The sequence below is a fragment of the Lysobacter sp. N42 genome (assembly GCF_004344885.1).
Map to the genome: position 1 here is coordinate 460,473 of NZ_SKFB01000002.1, position 21,421 is coordinate 481,893.

Annotated in this window: 21 protein-coding genes; 5 read left to right on the plus strand and 16 right to left on the minus strand. The window is 46.6% G+C overall.

All coding sequences use genetic code 11. The annotated features are described in order from the left end of the window. The 6 genes from EYQ95_RS07370 to EYQ95_RS27155 form a co-directional block, all read right to left on the minus strand. Positions 1–579, minus strand: coding sequence for a nucleoside triphosphate pyrophosphatase (locus EYQ95_RS07370; RefSeq protein ID WP_111915252.1), 579 nt, complete (start codon positions 577–579; stop codon positions 1–3). After that, the gene (mreD, locus tag EYQ95_RS07375) at positions 576–1,070 is read right to left on the minus strand and encodes a rod shape-determining protein MreD (RefSeq protein ID WP_207916264.1); all 495 of its coding nucleotides are present in this window, start codon (positions 1,068–1,070) and stop codon (positions 576–578) included. Before mreD ends, EYQ95_RS07370 begins: the two co-directional genes overlap by 4 nt. Beyond that, positions 1,067–1,996, minus strand: coding sequence for a rod shape-determining protein MreC (gene mreC / locus EYQ95_RS07380; protein WP_111915253.1), 930 nt, complete (start codon positions 1,994–1,996; stop codon positions 1,067–1,069). Before mreC ends, mreD begins: the two co-directional genes overlap by 4 nt. A gap of 11 nt (positions 1,997–2,007) precedes the next feature. Then, positions 2,008–3,051 (minus strand): rod shape-determining protein, encoded by a 1,044-nt coding sequence (locus EYQ95_RS07385; protein ID WP_111915254.1) that lies wholly within the window; start codon positions 3,049–3,051, stop codon positions 2,008–2,010. Between the two features lie 78 nt (positions 3,052–3,129). Then, positions 3,130–4,911 (minus strand): SUMF1/EgtB/PvdO family nonheme iron enzyme, encoded by a 1,782-nt coding sequence (locus tag EYQ95_RS07390; protein ID WP_207916266.1) that lies wholly within the window; start codon positions 4,909–4,911, stop codon positions 3,130–3,132. 199 nt (positions 4,912–5,110) lie between these two features. After that, the gene (locus EYQ95_RS27155; RefSeq protein WP_111915255.1) at positions 5,111–5,608 is read right to left on the minus strand and encodes a prepilin-type N-terminal cleavage/methylation domain-containing protein; all 498 of its coding nucleotides are present in this window, start codon (positions 5,606–5,608) and stop codon (positions 5,111–5,113) included. A gap of 170 nt (positions 5,609–5,778) precedes the next feature. Here EYQ95_RS27155 and EYQ95_RS07400 point away from each other — a divergent pair, with 170 nt between their 5' ends. From EYQ95_RS07400 to EYQ95_RS07415, 4 genes are read left to right on the plus strand one after another with little or no spacing between them, the layout of a single operon-like run. Next, a complete protein-coding gene (locus EYQ95_RS07400; protein ID WP_111915256.1) occupies positions 5,779–6,315 on the plus strand; it encodes a type II secretion system protein in 537 nt (178 codons plus the stop codon). After that, complete coding sequence (locus EYQ95_RS07405) at positions 6,315–7,154, plus strand: PilW family protein (RefSeq protein ID WP_111915257.1); 840 nt, start codon at positions 6,315–6,317, stop codon at positions 7,152–7,154. The genes EYQ95_RS07400 and EYQ95_RS07405 overlap by 1 nt, the downstream gene beginning before the upstream one ends. Further along, positions 7,144–7,563 carry a pilus assembly PilX N-terminal domain-containing protein gene (locus tag EYQ95_RS07410; RefSeq protein ID WP_111915258.1) on the plus strand — a complete coding sequence of 140 codons (420 nt, stop codon included), beginning with the start codon at positions 7,144–7,146 and terminating at the stop codon, positions 7,561–7,563. The genes EYQ95_RS07405 and EYQ95_RS07410 overlap by 11 nt, the downstream gene beginning before the upstream one ends. Continuing rightward, entirely contained in the window at positions 7,556–10,447 is a 2,892-nt protein-coding gene (locus EYQ95_RS07415; protein ID WP_111915259.1) for a polymer-forming cytoskeletal protein, read from the plus strand. Before EYQ95_RS07410 ends, EYQ95_RS07415 begins: the two co-directional genes overlap by 8 nt. Positions 10,448–10,506: 59 nt before the next feature. Here EYQ95_RS07415 and EYQ95_RS07420 read toward each other — a convergent pair whose 3' ends face one another. Together EYQ95_RS07420 and EYQ95_RS07425 are read right to left on the minus strand one after the other, a co-directional pair. Further along, positions 10,507–12,072: a PAS domain-containing methyl-accepting chemotaxis protein gene (locus tag EYQ95_RS07420; protein WP_111915260.1), complete on the minus strand. Its 1,566-nt coding sequence runs from the start codon at positions 12,070–12,072 to the stop codon at positions 10,507–10,509. A gap of 151 nt (positions 12,073–12,223) precedes the next feature. Continuing rightward, the gene (locus EYQ95_RS07425) at positions 12,224–13,021 is read right to left on the minus strand and encodes a hypothetical protein (protein WP_111915261.1); all 798 of its coding nucleotides are present in this window, start codon (positions 13,019–13,021) and stop codon (positions 12,224–12,226) included. Between the two features lie 148 nt (positions 13,022–13,169). On the opposite strand from EYQ95_RS07425, the gene EYQ95_RS07430 reads away from it, so the two are divergent. Further along, entirely contained in the window at positions 13,170–13,643 is a 474-nt protein-coding gene (locus tag EYQ95_RS07430; RefSeq protein ID WP_111915262.1) for a YccF domain-containing protein, read from the plus strand. Between the two features lie 422 nt (positions 13,644–14,065). Here EYQ95_RS07430 and EYQ95_RS07435 read toward each other — a convergent pair whose 3' ends face one another. From EYQ95_RS07435 to EYQ95_RS07470, 8 genes are all read right to left on the minus strand, one after another. After that, entirely contained in the window at positions 14,066–14,242 is a 177-nt protein-coding gene (locus EYQ95_RS07435; RefSeq protein WP_111915263.1) for a PLD nuclease N-terminal domain-containing protein, read from the minus strand. Between the two features lie 285 nt (positions 14,243–14,527). Beyond that, entirely contained in the window at positions 14,528–15,013 is a 486-nt protein-coding gene (locus EYQ95_RS27020; protein ID WP_111915264.1) for a prepilin-type N-terminal cleavage/methylation domain-containing protein, read from the minus strand. 100 nt (positions 15,014–15,113) lie between these two features. Further along, positions 15,114–15,776 (minus strand): type II secretion system protein, encoded by a 663-nt coding sequence (locus EYQ95_RS07445; RefSeq protein WP_243699875.1) that lies wholly within the window; start codon positions 15,774–15,776, stop codon positions 15,114–15,116. A 132-nt stretch (positions 15,777–15,908) separates the two neighbouring features. Continuing rightward, positions 15,909–16,433, minus strand: a complete 525-nt coding sequence (locus tag EYQ95_RS07450; RefSeq protein WP_111915266.1) for a hypothetical protein — start codon at positions 16,431–16,433, stop codon at positions 15,909–15,911. Between the two features lie 3 nt (positions 16,434–16,436). Further along, a complete protein-coding gene (locus EYQ95_RS07455) occupies positions 16,437–17,666 on the minus strand; it encodes a type II secretion system F family protein (RefSeq protein ID WP_111915267.1) in 1,230 nt (409 codons plus the stop codon). Further along, a complete protein-coding gene (locus EYQ95_RS07460) occupies positions 17,659–19,449 on the minus strand; it encodes a GspE/PulE family protein (RefSeq protein ID WP_111915268.1) in 1,791 nt (596 codons plus the stop codon). Before EYQ95_RS07460 ends, EYQ95_RS07455 begins: the two co-directional genes overlap by 8 nt. Further along, positions 19,449–20,510, minus strand: a complete 1,062-nt coding sequence (locus EYQ95_RS07465) for a lipopolysaccharide assembly protein LapB (protein WP_165831962.1) — start codon at positions 20,508–20,510, stop codon at positions 19,449–19,451. The genes EYQ95_RS07460 and EYQ95_RS07465 overlap by 1 nt, the downstream gene beginning before the upstream one ends. Next, positions 20,507–21,418: an ExeA family protein gene (locus EYQ95_RS07470; RefSeq protein WP_111915270.1), complete on the minus strand. Its 912-nt coding sequence runs from the start codon at positions 21,416–21,418 to the stop codon at positions 20,507–20,509. Before EYQ95_RS07470 ends, EYQ95_RS07465 begins: the two co-directional genes overlap by 4 nt. Positions 21,419–21,421: the final 3 nt, after the last annotated feature.

Consider the following 21,421-nt stretch of genomic DNA (forward strand, 5'->3'; position numbering starts at 1 on the left):
TTACAACTCCAGTAATTCGGCTTTTGCCAATAGCGACTCGGTTTCACACAAAGGCAGACCTACAACCGCGCTATAGCTACCTGAAATACGTTTAATGAATCGGCCACCTAAACCTTGTATGCCGTATCCGCCGGCTTTGTCTAAAGGCTCTTTGGTGTTCCAATACCATTGAATATCTGCTTCGCTCAGCTTACGAAATTCAACTTGGGTTGGCACAGTGCAACTGAAGGTTTCGCGTTTTGCTCTTTTGACCACTGCAACGGCGGTCATTACTTCGTGCTGAACGCCTGAAAGTGACTGCATCATAGAGTAAAAATGGTCGAAGTTTTCCGGCTTTTCAAATACTTCGTCGCCTAAAGTGACAATAGTGTCGGAGCCCAGAAAGGCATTAAACTCACTAAAACGCTGCAGCCCAGCATCCGCTTTTTCAAGCGCTAGGCGTTGTACATAGTCTGCCGCAGCCTCATTGGGCTTGCGCTTTTCTTCTATATTGACCGGCTGAACATCAAAAGAAACCGGTAACATAGACAATAACTCTCGGCGCCTTGGAGACGCCGAGGCAAGACATAACTTACTCATATCATTTGGAATCGACGGCGAACCTTTCTAAGAATCAGAAACAACCACGGCCACAAAATAGCGGAGCTAAGTACAGGCCAGAAATACTGACCAAAGAACTGCGCGTCGTTGAGGTAATATTCAATTAGGAAAACAATAATTCGCTCAACCGCAACTAAAGCAGCCATTAATAAAGACTGCTGTAATAGCGAGAAGTTTCGTATTCTTTGGTAATGACGGGCTGCGCTGTAGCTAACTAGAGCATACGCGCCGGCGTGAATCCCAAAGCTTGAACCGATAAGAATGTCGACACTGATACCCAGTATAAACGCGATGCCAATGCTCACGCGATGAGGAAGCGCAATCACCCAATAAAGCAAAACCAATAACGGCCAGTCGGGTCGAATGGCTGCCGCCCAAAACGACATGGGCATGGTGGCTAGAACGAGCGCCACCACAAAGGTCATAAAAATCACAAAGCGCTGGCCCATAGAGCTGCTAGTTTCTATCATTCGCCTGCAGTCTCCTCTGTTTCTGGGTTGGTCCCTTCAGACTCAGGCGCACCCTCTAAGCGCTCACGATACTCTTGTATCGGATTAAATACCGGTTGTTGCTCACCGCCGGCTTGCCATACAAGTAATAACATCCGGATACGGTCTAAGTGTGCAATAGGCCTTGCGGAAACGCGTGCAAAAGGTAAAGAGTCGTCTCGGTCGATGGTAACAATTCGAGCTACTGGATAACCTTCCGGGAATACCCCACCAAGACCAGATGACAGCAACAAATCACCTTCAGCCAAGTCGCTTGAATGCGGCACGTGCATAACATCAAGCTCGCTGGTTTCACCGATACCCTGTACCACAACACGTATACCGCTGCGCGCGCTTCGGGTAGGTAGCGCGTGGTTTTGATCGGAAATCAGTAAAATACGTGCGGTAGACACGCCGACGCTAATCACTTGCCCCACTACACCTTGATCGTCGAGTACGGGCTGTCCGATAAACACTCCGTGCGCACTACCTTTGTTCACCACAACTTGATGAGAAAAGTTATTCGAGTCGACCGCGATAACTTCCGCCACCATGCGTAAACTGTCTTCTCGAGCTTCCGAGGCTAATAAATTGCGTAGTCGTTCATTTTCGCGCACTAAAAATTGATAGCGTTGCATTTGCCCTTGCATCTCGAGCATATCCAGCTTCAACGTTTCATTTTCTTGACGCAGATTTTTGCGGCTTTGTAGGTTTTGGTCGAGGCGTGAGAGCAGCTGTTCAGGTACAACCGCCAAATACTGAATGGGGCTAATAATCGAGTTTAAAACAGCCCGTGTTGGCTCCATTACGGAAAGACGGTGGTCTAAAACTAAAAGCAAAAACGCTAGCAACAGGGCTAGCGTTAATCTGAACCTTAGGGAAACCGTTCGAATAAATAAAGGAGTCACAGGTCGCTCTTTTAATCTTCGCTAAACAGGTCACCGCCGTGTTGGTCGATAAGTTCTAGAGCTTTACCACCACCGCGAGCCACACAGGTTAATGGGTCGTCTGCAACGATGACCGGAATACCTGTTTTTTCCATGAGTAAGCGGTCTAGGTCACGCAATAACGCGCCACCACCGGTAAGTACCATACCGCGCTCTGAAATGTCTGAAGCCAATTCAGGAGGTGATTGCTCGAGAGCAACACGAACTGCACTTACGATACCAGCCAGTGGTTCTTTAAGTGCTTCTAAAATTTCATTGCTGGTGAGTGTGAACGAGCGAGGTACACCTTCAGCAAGGTTACGGCCGCGCACTTCAATTTCACGTAATTCGTCGCTGGCATACGCAGTACCAATTTCTTGCTTAATGCGTTCTGCTGTAGCGTCACCAATAAGTGAGCCGAACTTACGACGAACATAACTAATAATTGCTTCGTCAAACTTGTCGCCACCAATGCGAACTGAAGAAGAGTAAACCACGCCGTTCAAAGAGATAATAGCGACTTCAGTTGTACCACCACCGATGTCGACAACCATTGAACCTGTTGGCTCAGAAACCGGCAAGTCGGCACCAATAGCTGCTGCCATTGGCTCTTCGATAAGTACTACGCGACGAGCGCCAGCACCCAACGCAGACTCACGAATAGCACGGCGTTCAACCTGAGTAGCACCATAAGGTACACATACAAGTACCATTGGGCTTGGTCTTAAGAAGTTGTTGTCATGAACCTTTTTAATGAAGGTTTGGAGCATTTTTTCGGTAACGTGGAAATCTGCAATTACACCGTCTTTCATTGGACGAATTGCTTTAATGTTACCTGGCGTACGACCTAGCATCAGCTTCGCTTCATGGCCGACAGCCGCAACACTCTTGGTTCCCCCAGTGCGATCTTGACGAATCGCTACTACTGACGGCTCGTTCAACACGATGCCTTTATCTTTAACGTAGATAAGGGTGTTGGCTGTACCTAAATCGATAGATAGGTCATTTGAAAACAAGCCGCGCAACTTCTTGAACATACTGAAGGGATCCCATAATTATTCTGATCGGAAAAACCCGCTAACTTTAGCAAGGTGCGGGTTTGTGAGCAAGCGCGTTTACGGAGTTCTTATAACTCTCATACCCACGTAGTTACCGCGAAAATCAGCTGGCATTTCCAACCTTGCCGCAGCTCTCGCTAAACTTGCTGCAAAATTGAACGCTCCGCCTTTCAATACAGGCGCTCCTGAACGTTCGTCAGCAGTCCATTCCCAAACATTACCTACGGTATCGTAAATACCCCAGCTGTTTGCAGGAAATGAGCCCACCGGAGACGGTTTAACATTGGCAAACTGGCCACCACAGGTACGGCAATTTGCACGGCCTACGCCAATGCTGTTACCCCACCAATAGTTAGTATCGGTGCTTGCTTTTGCTGAATATTCCCATTGCGCTTCAGTTGGCAAACGATATTCATTACCGGTAGTGCTGCTTAACCACGCTACATACTCAAGCGCGTCGTTGTAACTTACACACACAACAGGTGCGTTACCGTTTTGTTCGAACCCTGGATTACGCCAATTACGATCTGCGCTCCATTCGCTGCGGCCTTCGCCATTAATTGCTGCACAACCGCGAGCCATTTCAGCTTCGGTGACATATTCTGTTGCCGCAACGAAATCACGGAACTGTTCAACAGTGACTGGGAAAACACCCATACCGAACATTTCGCCAATCAGTACAGAGCGCACAGGCTGTTCGTTGGCACGGCCTTCACCGGTTTGGTCGCCTACCTGAGCACGGCCTGCTGGCACGATAACTAGGTCTGGACCTTTAGCTTCACCATAAAGCGCATCTTGGATGCGCTCGCCGGTAGTAAACACGTTGTTAGAGCGTGCTAATTCAAATCTTAATGTTTTGGCTTCCCGTAAGCTTACGCGTTGAGAGTCTCCCTCAAAACCATGCTTGCTTACTACGATGTCATGTTCCCCCGCTGGTAGCATGAGTTGCAGCGGAGTGGAGCCGTAACTGACACCATTAATAAAAACCTCGTCGTCGTACACATTTGAACGTACGGTTAACTGGTACAACACGCCATCATCACCAGCGGCTGCTTCAGCATTTTCAGCGGTGCGGTTAGTACCGTCGCTGCAATAACGAGAATCGATTTGTAAAAGTGTGCATGCTTGGTTGCCGTTTAGCTGACCTTCAAGCTCTACGCGTAGGTTAACGCTGTATTCGCCCTGACCGCTAAAGCCAGAGTTCACCACGCGAGCACCTAAAACACGCACGCTTGCGCCACTAGCTTCACGGTTTTGTACCGCAATTTCAGACTCTGAAAGGCTAGCAAACAAGTTGTTGGTAAACTCACGAGAAGCGCGTTGTCTAGCTAATTGCTTGCCACGCTCTTCACATGCTTGAATGGTGTCGGTACGAGCACACGTTAACGACTGCTGCGCGTCGATGCTTCCAACGCGGTTAAATTCGTTACGGATTCTTTCAACACGAGCGAACTCTAATTGCTCTTCATAGCTTTCCAAGCGGTTCACTAAAGCGTGACGGCTCATGCTGTTCTGTTGAATTTCTTCCTGCTTCTGAGACAAGCTTGTCACCTGCTCGCGAATACGATTCAGGTTTTGTTGATGTGCATCAACAGCTTCTTGATAAGCCGCAACAGCGCTAGAGATGTCTGTATTTGGGTCGGTTACCACGAGCTGATAGCGCTCGTTCATTTCCGCTAAAGCGACGCGTCGCGCTTGCTCTAACTCTTCACTCCGCGTACGCAGGGCTTCAAGTTGAGTTCGCATTTCACGCTCTTCATTGCGCAAAGCTTGTTCTTGTTGTTCTGAGCTCTGATATTGCGCTTGTAAGCGTTCTATCTGAGACTGAATTTCGTTCACTGAGGCTTCGTCTGCGTTCGCCGCCGAAACCCAGGCTAGTGTTGTTACCACTGCCAGTGCCAATCGAGCCATTCGCATCATCATTATTTTCCGGTCATTTTCTGAATTAATTCAGTACAGTGTATGCCTATGCTATTTGTTGAAGGCAAAAAGCGCAAGCATGATAAACACGCAACATGAATATAACGCCTATTCTACGTCAACACACCCCTGAACGTATATAGCCTTGTGACTGTATACATACGTACCGTGTACTGCCTCCAGACGCAAATTCCCATTGTATCGAGCTAGAGCCACACGCCTCTATTGAACTTTCGTGTGCCAAAGACACCGGACATCCAAGCCCGTTAAATAAGAAGCCGCTGGTCGGCCCCGAAGTTACAGTAAAAGACACAGCACTTAGGTCAATTGCACCTTCGGATACTGCTACAACGTCGCAAATACTCGTATTCGAAGACGCTGTGCGTTGAATACTAGCTCCAGTTAAAACACCATAGCACCGAAACGCCGTGTCTTGCATAGCTCGCTGTTGTTGCAGGCGCAGCATGCTTAAAGCTTGGGCATGCACCGTTGCAACATTGGTTGAGCCGTCTCCGGTAAAAAAGCGAGGCGCAACAGAAACCGTCAGTATTCCAATAATGACGACCACAATAATAAGTTCTATTAATGTAAATCCGCTGCTTATTCGGCGTTTCATACGCTTCTTATTTAATGTAAAAGTTCATTAGGAATAATGACAATAAACCTGCCAATGTACAAGGGCGTTCAACTTGCTTGTAAATATTGCACAATTCATAGCTATAAATATGAAAAATCGCACAAAAAATGTATGCTTAGAAGTACATTAGCGCTTTCTCTAGAGGGTTTATGGTTCCGCGCCAGCAACAAGGATTTACGCTTGTCGAAATTATTGTGGGCATTGTTACACTTGGAATTGCATTAACAATTCTAAGCACGTTGCTATTTCCGCAGGCAAAACGAGGTGCCGAACCCATTCTGCAGATGCGAGCGTCGGAATTAGGCATCGCATTAATGAGCGAAATTCGCAGCCAAAGCTTTGACGAAAATAGTGACCGCTCTGGCGGTGGTTTACGTTGCGGTGAAACGGGTGCGCCAGCATGTACACTACCCGCCAACTTAGGCGACGACGGCGAGGACCGCGCAAGCTTTAACGATGTAGACGACTACCATCAGCTGCAAGTGGTTATTCCTAATATAACCAATACACTGAATGAAGACTTAAGCTCTCGCTATCCGGGTTTTAGTTATGCCATTGATGTCTGTTACAGCAATAATGTAGGCGTTTGCCAGGCAGGAGTTACCAATTTCAAGCGCACCCAAGTCACCATTACTACGCCATTAGGCCAAGATTTCGACTTTACCGGTATACGAGGTAACTTTTAATGCGCAGCGGTAAAGGCTTTACCTTAATCGAACTGATCGTCGTTATTGTTCTATTGGGAATAGTCGGCACTTTTACCTTTAGTTATTTAGGTTTTGGAGCACGTATTTTTTCCGACAGTGTTGAGCGCGAGCAATTACTGAGTCAAAGCCGGTTTGCGGTTGAAAGGCTAAGCCGTGAATTAAAAAACGCACTACCTCGTAGCATCCGAGTAAGTGCTACCGACAACCAACGCTGTATTGAATTCGTTCCTATATTAGCCGCAAGCAGCTATGTTCAAATTCCACTTCCGGGCCCAACAAGTAGTGACGACTTCGTAGGTGTAACTCCTTCCGTGCCCTCGAACGTTAGTTTAGTTGGCGGCAGCTTGTATGTTTATGCCACTACGTTAAACCACATCTACGGCAATTCTTCTCGTAAGAAAAACATAGATACGCTTTCTGCAGACACGCCAAACGCAGGGCTAACCACATTTAACTATTCGGACAGCCCAACACATTTTCCTACAGAAAGTCCTGCGCGACGTTATTTCGTCACCAGTACGCCAGTAAGTTGGTGCATGCAAGGTACGCGTCCTAACCAGCAACTTGTTCGCTTTAGTGGTTATGGTTTCAATATTAACCAACCGTCGTTAGCAACGTTACTGGGTTCTGTTTCTGGGGAAGTTATGGCTGCGCAGCTCGACAACGACCTGAGCCAAAGTGCGCAGTACCCTTTCCAAGTTTTCGAAGCGACTTTGCAACGCAACAGTTTGGTACAGTTCGACTTTCGGTTCGCTCGTGACAGTGGCAACGAACCTTTAAGAATTCAACACGAGGTGCATGTTCCTAATGTTCCATAGCAATCATGGCAAACAACAAGGCAGCGCATTGGTCGTCGCAATATTTATTATTGTGGTGCTTTCTGTTGTGGGCATTGCATTAACACGCGTTATCAACGATGCGGCTCAAGGGGTTGTAGCAGAAGTTTATGGAGCTCGGGCTTACCATGCAGCAGCAAGCGGTATAGAGGTTTTTATGGCAGACGAGTTGTTTCCGCCCAACGACGACACACCAAACTGCGTCGCGCAAAGCTATACTTTCAACATAGACGGACTGGACAACTGCGAAGCCAATGTAACTTGCTCTGAATTTCCTCTGCCTGGTGACTTTTCAGGAACACACTTCCAAGTAGAAAGCGTCGGAGTATGTGATATCGGTGACAGCAGGTATTCCAGACAGTTAGCAATAGAAGCAAACATTAATGACTGAATTTAAACGCTCACGTTCATATCAAAAATGGCTCCATTTAGCCCTTGTGGTTATGGCGCTGTGTGCGTTTAAAGTAAATGCGGCAACATACACCTTACCTGGAATACCTAGCAGCTCTCCGTGGAACAATTGTTCGGTTGCTGGCACAGTGATTACCTGCACAGGAAATTTGATTTTTGGCAACAACGACACTTTATTAGTATCGCAAGAAACAACCTTAAACATATCTGGCGACTTAAGTTTTGGAAATAATTTCGAAGTTAACCCTGGCGGCAATGCCGAAAACCTTCATATTTTCGTAAGTGGGAATTTGAATCCGACCAATAACGCTATTATAAACGCTGACTTAACCATTGCGGGCTCCGTGAATGCAGGAAACAATGGAGCCTTAACCGGTAACTTAGTGATTTCGGGGAACCTAAATCTTGGGAACAACAGTTCGATTGAGGGTAATGTAACCGTAAGTGGCACATTGCAAACGGGAGAGAACGTAACCTTTTGCTCAGAGACCACACAAGATTCATGCTCAATCACAGCGACCAATATCAATTTCGGTCAAAATAATGAGATTTATGCCGACGGTATTGAAGCGGAAAACATCAATATAAACGGCAACAATACAGTCATTAATAGTGATATTGAAGCTACTGGTACAATAAACAACAACGGTACAATTAATGGCAATGTTAACGCTGATGGCACGGTAAATAACAACGGCGAAATTAACGGCTATGTTAACGCACCCGAAGTCAATGGCGGGGACGACGTTAACGGACCTGTTTGCGATATTAACGACAACGACGGCCCCTGCGGTGGCGGAGGTGGAGGTATTGACCATTTCCGTATTATTCAATCTGGTTCCGCAAGTGCCTGCGTAGCCGAGAGCGTCACCATCCAAGCGTGTACCAATGCTAACTGCACCAACCTATACAGTGACGCGGTCAGTGGAGAGTTAGAAGCCGACGGACAAACCGCCAATAATATTATTGCCTGGTCTATCGCAGCAGGTGCAGGCCAAACCTCCGTATCTATTTTTATGCCGTTTAACGGCAACCTGGGTAGCAGCAACCAAACCGCTATTCTACGTACCCGAAACGAAACAGAGGCTCCTGGCGCGATCAACCAGTGTGATGTCGCGGGTACGGTGAATAGCACAACATCTTGTGAAGTGAGCGTGAGTCGAGCTGGCTTCGTAGTAAACCTTGCCGACGGAGTCGCAGGCGCCAGCGAGACCACCAACACGATTCAAGCCGTTGGCGTGAATACAAGTAACCAATGCACGCCTTTATTTGAAAACGTAAGCCGCAATGTCACGTTAACGCAGAGCTACAGTAACCCAAGCTCTGGAACTCAATTCATTAATGTTGGAGGAACCGATTTAAGCACGCCTCAGGCTTTTAATTTAAGTTTCAATGCTTCGGGTATCGCCACACTTCCGACTATGACCTATCCAGACGCGGGGCTTATGTCTTTGAATGCGAGCTACACGGGTAATTCGACTAACGGAGACGCAGGAACTGTAGTCGTTGGGGATGGGGAGTTTATATCTCGCCCCGCTAGCTACGCATTTACTAATTTAAGTTGTGAAAACACATATACTGGAACTGATTCGGTTGGCGGCTTTGAGGTTTTCTGCGCTGCCGGTCAATCGTTTGATTATCAAATAGAGGCGCGCAATAGTCTAGGCAACCTAACACCTAATTTTGGTAACGAAGTTACACCTACAACCGCATTACTTACTGCGAATTTAGTTGCTCCTACAGGTGCAGGAACTATTACCGGCAATCTCAGTGAAACTAACGCCACATTCTCAAACGGCATAGCATCCGTTACATCAAGCTATAGCGAAGTTGGTGTGATGTCGATCTCCGCCAGCACGGCAAGCTACCTAACGGGTTCTGGAGTTGCTTCCACATCGAATGATATCGGTCGCTTCATTCCATCATATTTCAGTCACACCATTAGCACCGCCGAGCTTGCAGGCTCCATGACCGACGTAGCGACGTCAGTACACTACTTAGGCCAACCTATGATCTTTAGTACGGCGCCAGAAGCTATTTTGGTGCCTCGCGCCGAAGACGGGCAGCAGATATTTAATTATTTCTTCAGCCCCTTTATGCGCTATGTGGCACCGACCGATGAAATAGCAGATAGCGACCTTGCTGTGAATGTGCTGGATGCAAATTACGCAACGCAAACAGCAAGTGTCGACACGGCTGGAACCTTTAACACCGATGCCGTGCCGGCCAACAGTGAATTGAGAGTCTTCTTAGAAAATACAGAGTTGTTGTTCGACAAAACGCCTGAGCTAACGTCGCCAATAACTGACACCGAGCTTGAGTTAAACCTTACCTTTCAGGCTGCGTGGTTAACCGACGCAGACAACGTATGTGTGAAAACGGCTCCTGCGGACAGCTGCCAAAACGTGGAATTTAACAACATTCTATATCCAGAGCAGCGTTACGCACGCCTTCGTCTTGAAAACCTTTCTGGTCCAGAAAGCGAACCATTAGATATTCTAGCGTACGTGGAGTACTACAATGGCACTAGCTTTGTAGCGCACAACCCTGACGATCAAACCATATTAGGGATAGCGGATTTCTCAGTATTTAACGTTGATCCGGCTATCACGGTTTCAGCGACCGCTTCACCGATGACCGAAAGCTTTATCAACGGTGAGTTGCCTAGTGGAAATTTCGCTTGGATAAATGACGCACCCAGTGCCAGCGGAAGCTTCGAATTCACGTACGAATTGCTTGCACTACCTTGGTTACGTTACGACTGGAATAATGACGACACACTTGTAGACCCAACAGCTCAAGCTGGTTTTGGGCAATACCGCGGTAATGACCGTGTTATTTATTGGTTAGAAAGGGGCTGGTAAAGCTCCTGAATAAAAAAACGGGCCTTTTGGGCCCGTTTTTTATTAAGCACTTTATTCAGTTAAGCTGAAAAGCGTCGTACCAACGAATTAAGCTGGTTAATCGTTTCTTCCAAACGTTTCGCACTATCTAGGGTTGCACTCACGTTTTCAGAAGCTGCTCGAGAGTCGTCCGAAATATCAGTCACTTGCTGGTTAATATGCTCGGCAACATTAGACTGCTCTTCAACTGCCGCAGCCATATTTTGGTTACCTTCCGCAATTCCATGCACTGCAACTCGAATCTCTGAAAGAGCTTTCTCCGTGTCAGTCACCATGGCCACACCTTCCTCGGCAACTCTTCTGCCTTCCTCAGAAATATGCACGGCGTCTTCCGCTTTAGTTCTAAATTCACCGATAATTTTGTGAATTTTGTCGGTGCTGTCACGAGTCTTCGAAGCTAGAGCTCGAACCTCGTCAGCCACCACGCTAAACCCGCGACCATGCTCTCCTGCTCGCGCTGCTTCAATAGCTGCATTCAGTGCAAGCAAGTTCGTTTGATCTGCAATCTGAGTAATGATGTCTGCCGCTTGGCCGATCGTGTCAGTCGACTCGGCAAGCTCATTCACGGTGTGCGCAATTGATCCCACCGTGTCACTTAAGCGATTAATCGCTTCCAAAGCTTTTTGCGCGGTGTCTGCACTGGTATTTACGTTCGATGAAGCTTCATTTGAACGCTGCGCGTTTATCTCGACGTTATCCGCAACTTCTTGGATAGACGTGGTCATTTCATTAATGGCAGATGCCGCTGTTTGCGTAGCCTGCGACTGACGTTCAATAAGCTGATTGCTTGCTTCTGCTTGCTCTCGCGACTCAGTGACACGCGCATATAACGTCTCCGTCGCATCTTGAATACGCGTAAGCGCCGTTCGCCCGCGCGACGACTCACTACGAATCATGAGTTCAACAACCGCTTTTGCACCCACAGCTTCAGAGTATGTACGAGCCACATACGGGTTATTGAAACCCTCTGGCATGAGCTTCTCGATATCACTCCAAGTTTGCTCATTTTTGATGATACTCGCAATCAGTGCCAGTATACCCAAACCTCCAATAAGACCTGCTGCACCAGCACCCCAGACAAAACCACCAATCACCGTACCTACCAAAGTAGGAACCCAAACATGCATGAGCTCCTTCGCGTAATAGGTAATCTCTTGAGTGCGGCTTAACGGGCGCTTTCCTTCACGTATACGTTTATAAATCTTATCGGCTAATCGCTTTTGATACTCTTCAGGCACTACACGTACGGACTCGTAGCCGACAATTTTATCTTGCTCGAAAATAGGCGTTACATAGGCGCTAACCCAATAATGATCGCCGTTCTTTCTGCGGTTTTTAACGATACCCATCCATGGCTTGCCCGACTTCAACGTTGCCCACATGTTTTCATAAACCGCGGGTGGCATATCTGGATGGCGCACTAAATTGTGGGGAGAGTCCATCAATTCATCGTCAGTGAAACCACTCACCTGCTGAAACGCGCTATTGAAATACTTAATTGCACCGCGCGTGTCGGTAGACGAAATTAAACGCTGATGGGACGGAAACTTATATTCCTTTTGAGTAACCGGTTGGTTGTTTCTCATGCGCTAGCCTTCTTAAAATTAATATCTATGTATGTTTACAAGGTGCTTGAGCTTATAGTTATTATAGTAGCGCCTTTTCTTCACAAGCTTAGTCTAGTTATCGGTAATGTTTAAAATTCCTCTATAATTATTTCAATGAATAATTTTATGTTCATCTGGCTCCATCGATATTCACTTCACCTTGCACGTCACTTACGGAAACATCTCCACTTCCTTTTTCCATTACGGTCACCGACCCAGCCACAGAGTATGCAGAGACATCTCCAGATCCCAAGCTTTCTACGAGCAAATTACCCATCAAGTTACGAATGGTAAAATCACCTGAACCTATGTCCTCAATTAACACATCGCCCCCTGCCTCACGAACGATCATATCTCCCGAGCCAATGTCGGACATCGTAATAGCACCTACACTTCTAAGTTCTACATCTCCTGACCCTAATTCGCCGGTAATCATTCCGTTGATGTAGTTTGCCTCTAGGTTCCCACTCCCAACCTCAAACCGAAGCGCTCGAACATGTTCAAACCTGGCAAACCCAGACCCTAAGTCAATTTCAACACCCCACGACTTGGGTATGCTGCCCTCGATTCTAAAATAGCTATATTGATTACCCTGACCTATCAACCAACGAAAAAAGCCGCCGCGCTGAATGGAACTGTCGGTCATACTCACTCGTAACCTGTCGCCTCGTTTGTCGGTATCGAATACCATTTGATCAAGCACATCAGGATTGGAGGCGCATTTGCGAACGGTAAGGGTAGCAATGTCATCATTTGTGCCCGTCAGGTTAACTTCATCAGCACCCACGTTTAAAACTAGCCAAGCTATTTCCGAGTCTGAAAACTCAATTTCCTCAACATCGGAGTGTAAGCAAGTGCTTATTGCGTATGCTTGGTGACTCCAAGAGAAAACAAATATCAATGATAAAACCCCGATCAAATGCTTCACGCTGAGTACTCCGTTTCAAATGCTCACTAAAGTTAAATCTTGCAACAATTTGTTCTGTCGCATAGATAGTACTTTTCAGTTAACTTCTATTATGATGATGAGTAATTAATAAAATTAGTTAGTATTCAGCAAAATACAAGGACAAAACATGCGTCTACTCGGAAATATACTTTGGCTCCTTCTCGGTGGTTGGGCTTTATTCTTAGCTTATACCTTAGCTGCTATTATCTTTTTCCCGATTTTTCTACCCATTTTTAGAATCGCTCTATTTGCACTATGGCCTTTTGGTCAGAACGTGATCAGTAAAAGTGAATTAGAAGCCTACAAGCGGTTAACGGACACGGAACATGTTTCGAGCAAAGTGCATACGTTCGGCCGAGGCGTGGGTACTGTTCTAAATATTCTTTGGATTCCGGTGGGCTTAATTCTGGCGATCTTGCACTTCTTTGCATCGATTATGAACTTGGTGTTTTTCTGGCTTATTGTCACGATTCCGAATATTCCCGCGCATTGGAAACTGATGGGCGTGGCTATTTTCCCATTCAACAAGGTTATAGTTCCAAGTGAAATTGCAGAGGAAGTGCGGATTAAGCTGAAAAAAGGAAAGCTTGGGATTAAATGATAGTTTGGGCTTAATGGGTTTGTTCTTGTTGGGTGGTTACGTATCAATGGCTATCCGATGACCGTTGCGAGAATCTGTTTGTACGGACCGCCGTGCGGTCTCCAAGATGATGACTAAGAATACATCCATGTAGCATCCCTCCGGTTCGGCATCCATGCCTCACGTAAAAACCTGAGCGAGCAATGCTCGCTCCGCGCGGTTTTCACCCTCCAACACTTTGTGATCAGGGACATCAAAATCCGCTTTCATGAACCACGCTTTGGGGTAGTGTAGCCATTAATCCACATGTAGAGAGTCACTGCATTAGAAGAACACATCGAGTGCTCTTCTAATGCCTAAAGCCAAGCCTCTGGTTTGAAATTGGATTGAATCACCCTACCTTCGTCCGCAAACTTTCCTTATAAATTTGAGTCTCTCAGGTTTCAAGCTTTCGGCCCAAGGAGTAGCCATAAAATAAAGCCTGCGAAAGGTAGCAAGATAATCAACACAATCCATAACACTTTAGAACCAGTTCCAGCTCCACTCTGTGCCGTTTTCACAATCGCGTAAACATCTAGAATTAGCAGTATTAATCCAAATAAACCTGTAAGTTCAAACATACGCTTGTTCCTTGAGTTAATTGAAGATTTTTCAAATTAAGCATAGAACAAATTCAGCAGAACGCATGGTTGAAGATTTTAGCTTGTTAGATTTGTGCGTGCTGGGTGGTTACGTATCAATGACTATCCGATGAGTGTTATTGCTACGTGACTAGCGACAAGTACAAAACGCCAAAATCCAGGACCACGGTGCAGACCGCACAGCGATCCTTACGAAAACTATTTCAGCTTTGATTTTCAGGCAATAAAAAAGGGGCCGAAGCCCCTCTTTTTATTTCTAATCACTTAACAACCAGTGCTGACAACTTCAACCGAAGGTGGCGTCGAAGCATCGGCAGCTTCTGTATAAATTAAATAGCATTCAGTGTCTGGAGATACCGTTGCTGTGACAGAAACGTCTGATGGATATATTAACAAATCATCAGTTGTTACAGCACCAACATCCGCAGTTGCAACTACTGAACCCCAGTCTGAATCATCAGCTAACGCTTCCATAATTCCCGTAGCAGTAGCTGCCGGATATCCAAACACGATATCTACCGCTGGATTAGATAAAGAGACCGACGCAGTTTCTGATTCTCCAGCAACCAAAGCTCGCGCATATGTAATCTCCATTGCTCCCTTAACACTCGATTCTAACCCACCAAGAGTCGCAGCACGCGCATCTGAACCAAAATCAAAAAACCTAGGAGCTGCTGTTACTGCCAGGATACCCAAAATCACAATTACGATGATCAATTCGATCAAAGTAAAACCTTTTTGCTGTGTCATATTACTCACCTTTTACAAGCGTTTTAGTATTTAAAGCCCCTGGCTAGCCGTCCTGGCTGAGTCTCCCCTAAAAAACCCGGGTCCATTCGAGAAATCGAAATTAATTACGATTCAAATTTACGTTTACACTACCCGTACGCGGGTTATACACAAAGTTATTACCCACAGTTAAGTAGTCGTCACCCGACGGTGCTGCTGTCAGGCCTTTTACAGTACTAGCTTGATAATAAACACAAATGTCGTTTGTGCCGTTATTCTCAGCCGTTACATAAAATCTTACTCGCTCTACTTCTGAAAAGTCAGAAGCAGCTGTTGGTGCGCCTTGTAAAATAGCGCCAAACAATGTTCTACAGTCATCAGCAGTCATGTTTTCGTCGTGAGCAGCTGGGTTACCATTACCACTCACAGGGTAACCACGGTTACCGTCTACATTCACTTCAACCAAGTCCATGACTACAACAGCGCCAGCGCCTGTAGTTGCATTCGTGCCGCTAGGTCTGCCGTCCAATTCCCACTGGCCGCGTACAATACCCACAGCACTGACTAAGCCACCCGCAACACCTTCAATAGAGGCGTCTTCTGCGTCAGGAGCAATGTTAATAAAACGAGGAAGCGCCGAAGCGGCTAATAGTCCTAAGATCACTACAACAATAATAAGCTCTATAAGCGTGAAACCCGCTTGTTTATTTGCTCGGCTCGTTTGTTTTTGTTGCTCTAATTCCGAGGCCATTGTAGCTTCTCCATTATGTTTAAATCCTATCATAACTTGAACTCGATCAAGCTATATAGATTGTTATATTACGCGCTTCTCTTTTATTGCGCAAACCCTTTTATTACGAGGGTTTTGTTACATTTTGATGCTTCTCAACGCGACCACAAACCAGTCAACATTTGATTATGCTTTAACCACCCGACCATTCTCGGGATAAAACGTAAATTTAAGAACATCGCGAAAATAAAATTCGCACACATCGAGTTCACGGTCGCCGTCGTAGTGATAGCGAATATCGAGTTCTTCTTCGAGCGGTTCGGTACGTGCCAACAAGTACCACAACTCAGCACATCCTTCTGCTCGCGAGGCTCTCGCTAGCGGCCAGCCATCTTTCGACATCAGCACTCTTACCGAGCCGCTAATGGGTTCAACGGGTCGTCCATGCCTATCCCAGTCAGCGTACAACAACCCAACTTCAGCGGGTCTCCCCGTGCGCATCCATTCTACTCGCGCCAGCATTAAATGCTCTTCAAAACGCTTGGTGGCCATTTCAAACTCTGCGGCTTTCCAGTCAACGTCGTCTTTAAACAGGTTATATAAAAAAACGCTGGCGAAAATAGCAACTAAAATTCCGGACACTATCCAAACTAACAGCGTGCGTTGACTAGCACGACCACTCGAAGCTTGATCAAACTTGGGTATACGCATCGACTACAATCCTCCCGCTGCTTCCATCATTCCCCACATAGGTAGGAAAATACCCATCGCTAGCACACCTACAATAATGGCCACAAAGCCCACAAGCATTGGTTCGATCTTCGCTAGTAAGTTCTTCAAGTCGTAATCGACCTCACGCTCATAATACTCGGCGGCTTCTAATAGCAAATCGTCTAAGTTACCGGTTTCTTCACCCACCGATATCATTTGCAGAACCAACAAGCTAAACAAACCACTGCTTTTACTCACTCGCGACAATGCTTCACCGCGCTCTACACCTTTTCGCATGTCTACAATTCGTTCTGCCATATATTGGTTGTCGACCGCGTCGGCTACTAAATTCAAGGCTTGCGTAAGTGGAACACCTGCGTTCAGCATTACACTGAAACTTCTACAAAAACGTGCTAACAAAGAACGTTCCAACACGTTGCCAATAGCTGGGACTTTCAATTTCCACTTGTCCCAACGTCGTTGAAACTGTTTTGATTGAAGCTGATAACGCAAGCCAAACCAACCCGCTATACCGGCAAGAATAATGAGCCACCAATACTGCTGAAACACACTCGAACTACCCAGCAGTATTTTTGTGATTAACGGCAACTCTGCATTCATACTTTGGAACATGCGTGCAAATTGCGGAATAACAAACAAGTTAAGCAAGAATATGGCTACCACCAACGTAGCTAATACAAAGCTAGGGTAGCGCGTTGCTTGTTTCAGGCGCTTCCTGGTTTCTTGCTCATTTTCTAAATAATAAGATAACTGAGAAAAGCTCTCTTCTAGCTGTCCCGTGTTTTCTCCCACATGAACAACAGCAATGACCAATCGAGGAAAACACTCTGGATGGTCGGCCATAGAAGCAGAAAGGCTTCGACCTTTCTCTAGCTGCGTAGCGATATCTTTTAACGCACTTTGTAGTTTCTTGTTACTGGCGTTTTCAGCAAGCCCCTCAATAGCGCGCAACATAGAAATACCCGCTTTGGTCAGCGAGTACATCTGGCGAATAAACATAACTAAGTCAGGAAGCGGTAGAGGTCGGGAAAAAATAACTTTCACAATACGCTTAAAGTCAAACCCGTCCGAAACCTTACCTTCTGAAATAGAAAGAGGAACAATACCTTTGCGAATCAATTGGTCGGCAACCGTACTTGCGCTCGAGGCGTTGACTACGCCTTTCACGGTTTTACCTTGTCGGTCGCGACCTTGATAAGCAAAATCAGGCATCGTGCTCACCATTATTATTTTCTAATTGCTGCTCTAACAATGCTTCTGCCGCAGCCATCTCAGATTCATCTAAATATGGAAGCCCGGCAATCAGAGTCATCACTTCCTCTAGCGTGGTTATACCTTGTGCAGCAAATTCGAGCGCCGTATCCACCAGCGACTTAAACGATTCATTCGCTTTAACCGCTTCCGAAAATGCGTACGTGTCGCTTTGTCTTAACGCCTGAACCATCGGGTCATCAATTTCTAATAACTCGAAAACACCCACACGACCACGGTATCCGGTGTAATTACAACGCTGACACCCTTTTCCTTTTTTCCATTGTGGATTTTCTGGAATACGTTTGACACTCGCACGCATAAGCGCCTGTTCATGTGCATCTGGCTCATAGTCTTGAACACAATGGGGACACACTCTACGCAATAGCCGCTGCGCTAACACCGCGCGTAATGCACTAGCTACTAAGTAAGGTGCTGCGCCCATATCAATTAAACGCATGGCACTGGTTACGGCGTCGTTAGTGTGCAACGTAGACAACACTAGGTGACCAGTAATAGAGCCCCGCAGACCAATTTCTACGGTTTCTTGGTCACGCATCTCCCCCACCATGATAATGTCGGGGTCTTGCCGAAGAGTGGTACGCAACACGCGCCCAAAACTGAGGCCAATTTTAGAATTCACCTGCACCTGGGAGATTCGCGGCAGCCTGTATTCAACGGGGTCTTCTACCGTAATGATTTTCTTCGCAGGTTGGTTGAGCTCACTTAGTGCAGCGTAAAGCGTGGTGGTTTTACCCGAACCTGTAGGCCCGGTAACCAGGATCATGCCGTATGGTCTACTCAGGTGATAGCGCACTTTCTTGATAATATCCGCCGGCATACCCGTTTCTTCAAGCTTCAATAACCCTGAAGACTGGTCGAGCAAACGCATGACACACGCTTCGCCATATTGAACTGGCATGGTCGACAAACGCACATCAATACGGTGATTCTTCACCTGCATTTGAAAGCGACCATCTTGCGGAAGTCGCTTTTCGGAAATGTCCAAGCCCGCCATAAGCTTCAACTTCAACACCAAAGCACCCGCGATATTCTTCTCATCAAGAATGTTTTCTTGTAATTGCCCGTCGACGCGCTGTCTTATTCTTAACCCATGCTCGTCTGGTTCAAGGTGAATATCGGAAGCTCTAATTTGAACCGCATCGGCAAAAATCGACTGCAATAATCTTGCTACGGTGACATCGCCCTCGTCAGAAGAGTCAGAGAGCGCACCTAAGTCGAATTCTTCAACTTCACCGCTTTCTTCTTGTAGTTGCTGCGCAAACTGCTCAATCTCTTGAGTTCTGCGGTATAAATTATCGAAACTTTCAAGCAACTGTTCTTCTTTCACTACCGCAAGATTCACATTTCTCGGCGCTAAAATAGCGCTAATAGCATCAATAGCGGTTAAATCGGCAGGATCGCTCATACCAATAAGCGCTGTATTGTCGTCTGCCTCAATAACTAGTGCCCGATGCCTCCGCGCCTGAACTTCTGGCAGCAAGCGGGCCACATTCGGGTCTAGTCTACGCTCTGTTACGTCTACCAGAGGTACATTCAACTGATGCGCAAGAAACTGAAGTAATCTGTCGTCGGTGACAAAGTTTAAGTCTGTGAGTACATACCCTAGCTTACGCCCCGAAGACTTCTGCTCATTCAACGCTTGTTCAAGTTGTGCTTCAGTGATTACGTTTTCATGAACCAGTAAGTCACCGAGTCGCATTTTTAAACGTGGACGTGCCATTATTGAAGCGCCTCCAGTCGTTGTTGAATGTAATCTCGGCTTACTTGCGCCAAGGTTGGGTCGGAAAGTGCAGAACGGTAGGCTTGTTTCGCTTGTTCTATTTGATCTAAAGCATCATAAGACAACGCCAAGCCTAGCCACCAAGTTCCTTGATCGGTGCGCCAATTCAGCAAAGTTTCGTACGTACCTATAGCTAACTCGTAATCTTGTAGTTGCTCGGCGAGTACGCCACGTAAACTTAATAGATCGGCATGTTGCGGAAAACGAGCAGGCACGTCTCGCAATAATTCTAACGCCACTTGTTCCTGCCCGGAGCGCTCTAAAATTCGAGCTTGCAGCAGTAACAGGCGAGGTTGATTCGGAAAGCGTTCTAAACCTCGCTCTAACACTAATAATGCGTCGCTCAGAAACCCACGACTGAAGTAATAAATGGCCAGCTCTTCACGCGCGTCGTGAAACTCTGGAGCAAGCAACAATGCGTCTTGCAATCGTGCTGCACCTTGTCTCTGCTGCCCTTCGGACAACAACTGTAAACCCTGGTTGTAATAACGTTGAGCTATTTCACGCGGCGATGCTGTGCTGTTAGATATTTGCATATCACCTTGCGGCTTTTCTGAAGCTTCTTGCTCAGAAGCAGGCGATTCCTGAACTTCAACATCGGCGATATCGATTTGCGGTTGAGTCTCCGCTTGCGGACTATTCTGCGAAGCTGTTTCAGGCTCGCTTTGAGCCGCTTCTTGGTTGATTGCCATTGGCACTGGCTGCGCGTGGTTTGCAGAGGTTGTTCTAGCCGGCGTAACCGCCGCAGGTTGCGCTTGTCGCTCTGATTGTTGCGGCTGGCTTTCGGTCATTTGCGGCTGTTCAGAGGTTGTCTGCTCTGGCTTAAACATCCACAAAACAAGCAAAACAATAACCACACTTGAAGCAACACCTACCAGCGCGTAAAACCAAGATGAACGTGGCCTATTACTGGGCACATATTTTGACGACACATGCCCCGCTTGCTTGTGTTCACTGCCACGTTGGTCGATATCTTTGAGCATCTGATTGATAAGGCTCATAGCGCAAACCACCCTAACAACCATGCTGCGCCAAGCACAACACTACTTCCCAGTACCGCACCTACTACGCCCCAGATCCATGGCGCCATGCCAATCGCTGCTGCGTCTTCGGTATCTGTAATTGCGGCTTTTACATCTTTAGCAATCAGGTGATGACGACCAGCACCAAAAGCTGACAAGAGCGCCTTATGAGCAAGCACATTAGCCAACCGCGGTACCCCTCGGCTCGCTTTATAAATCCAATGTGCCGTTTTATTCGTGAACATCGGTGGGCCTTTGTAACCCGCTATTTGCAGTCTATGGTGCAGGTAAGTCGCAAGCTCTGTTTCGTCTAGTGTTCTTAGCGTATACGAGAAAGTAATGCGTTGTCTTAACTGGCGAAGCTCGCGAGTAGCTAGACGCTCGTCTAATTCGGGCTGCCCCATTAAAACCAAGTGCACTAATTTTCTCGACTCGGTTTCTAAATTGGAAAATAAACGTAGTGCTTCTAAACTTTCTTGCGGTAAGGCTTGTGCTTCGTCGAGCAAAATAACTACGCTGCGGCCCGACTGATTAATTCGTAATAGCTCACGCTCAATAGCCTGCGTAAGTTTGTGCTGATCTAAGTTGTCTGCGTTTTCAATATTAAGCTCTGAAGCAATAGCTTGCCGAAGCTCAGCAGGACTCAAGTACGGGTTCGGAATATAGGCAGTAACGAAGTGATCGGGAATGTCGTTCAATAATTTACGACACAACAGTGTTTTACCGGTACCTACTTCACCGGTAACTTTAATAAAACCTTCCCCTGTTTTCAGTGCTGTAGAAAGCACCTCCAAAGCTTCATGGTGAACTTGTAAGTCACAATAGAAACTTGTGTTAGGGGTGAGCGTAAAAGGTAGCTCTCTGAGTCCAAAGTGGTACAAATACATCTT

Coding starts and splice junctions, on each gene's coding strand:
- EYQ95_RS07400 (WP_111915256.1), top strand. CDS start 5,779: ATGGTTCCGCGCCAGCAACAAGGATTTACGCTTGTCGAAATTATTGTG.
- EYQ95_RS07435 (WP_111915263.1), bottom strand. CDS start 14,242: ATGTTTGAACTTACAGGTTTATTTGGATTAATACTGCTAATTCTAGAT.
- EYQ95_RS27155 (WP_111915255.1), bottom strand. CDS start 5,608: ATGAAACGCCGAATAAGCAGCGGATTTACATTAATAGAACTTATTATT.
- EYQ95_RS07385 (WP_111915254.1), bottom strand. CDS start 3,051: ATGTTCAAGAAGTTGCGCGGCTTGTTTTCAAATGACCTATCTATCGAT.
- EYQ95_RS07445 (WP_243699875.1), bottom strand. CDS start 15,776: ATGATAGGATTTAAACATAATGGAGAAGCTACAATGGCCTCGGAATTA.
- mreD (WP_207916264.1), bottom strand. CDS start 1,070: ATGATAGAAACTAGCAGCTCTATGGGCCAGCGCTTTGTGATTTTTATG.
- EYQ95_RS07410 (WP_111915258.1), top strand. CDS start 7,144: ATGTTCCATAGCAATCATGGCAAACAACAAGGCAGCGCATTGGTCGTC.
- EYQ95_RS07465 (WP_165831962.1), bottom strand. CDS start 20,510: ATGAGCCTTATCAATCAGATGCTCAAAGATATCGACCAACGTGGCAGT.
- EYQ95_RS07370 (WP_111915252.1), bottom strand. CDS start 579: ATGAGTAAGTTATGTCTTGCCTCGGCGTCTCCAAGGCGCCGAGAGTTA.
- EYQ95_RS07430 (WP_111915262.1), top strand. CDS start 13,170: ATGCGTCTACTCGGAAATATACTTTGGCTCCTTCTCGGTGGTTGGGCT.
- EYQ95_RS07415 (WP_111915259.1), top strand. CDS start 7,556: ATGACTGAATTTAAACGCTCACGTTCATATCAAAAATGGCTCCATTTA.
- EYQ95_RS07455 (WP_111915267.1), bottom strand. CDS start 17,666: ATGCCTGATTTTGCTTATCAAGGTCGCGACCGACAAGGTAAAACCGTG.
- EYQ95_RS07470 (WP_111915270.1), bottom strand. CDS start 21,418: ATGTATTTGTACCACTTTGGACTCAGAGAGCTACCTTTTACGCTCACC.
- EYQ95_RS07460 (WP_111915268.1), bottom strand. CDS start 19,449: ATGGCACGTCCACGTTTAAAAATGCGACTCGGTGACTTACTGGTTCAT.
- EYQ95_RS07420 (WP_111915260.1), bottom strand. CDS start 12,072: ATGAGAAACAACCAACCGGTTACTCAAAAGGAATATAAGTTTCCGTCC.
- EYQ95_RS07450 (WP_111915266.1), bottom strand. CDS start 16,433: ATGCGTATACCCAAGTTTGATCAAGCTTCGAGTGGTCGTGCTAGTCAA.
- EYQ95_RS07405 (WP_111915257.1), top strand. CDS start 6,315: ATGCGCAGCGGTAAAGGCTTTACCTTAATCGAACTGATCGTCGTTATT.
- EYQ95_RS27020 (WP_111915264.1), bottom strand. CDS start 15,013: ATGACACAGCAAAAAGGTTTTACTTTGATCGAATTGATCATCGTAATT.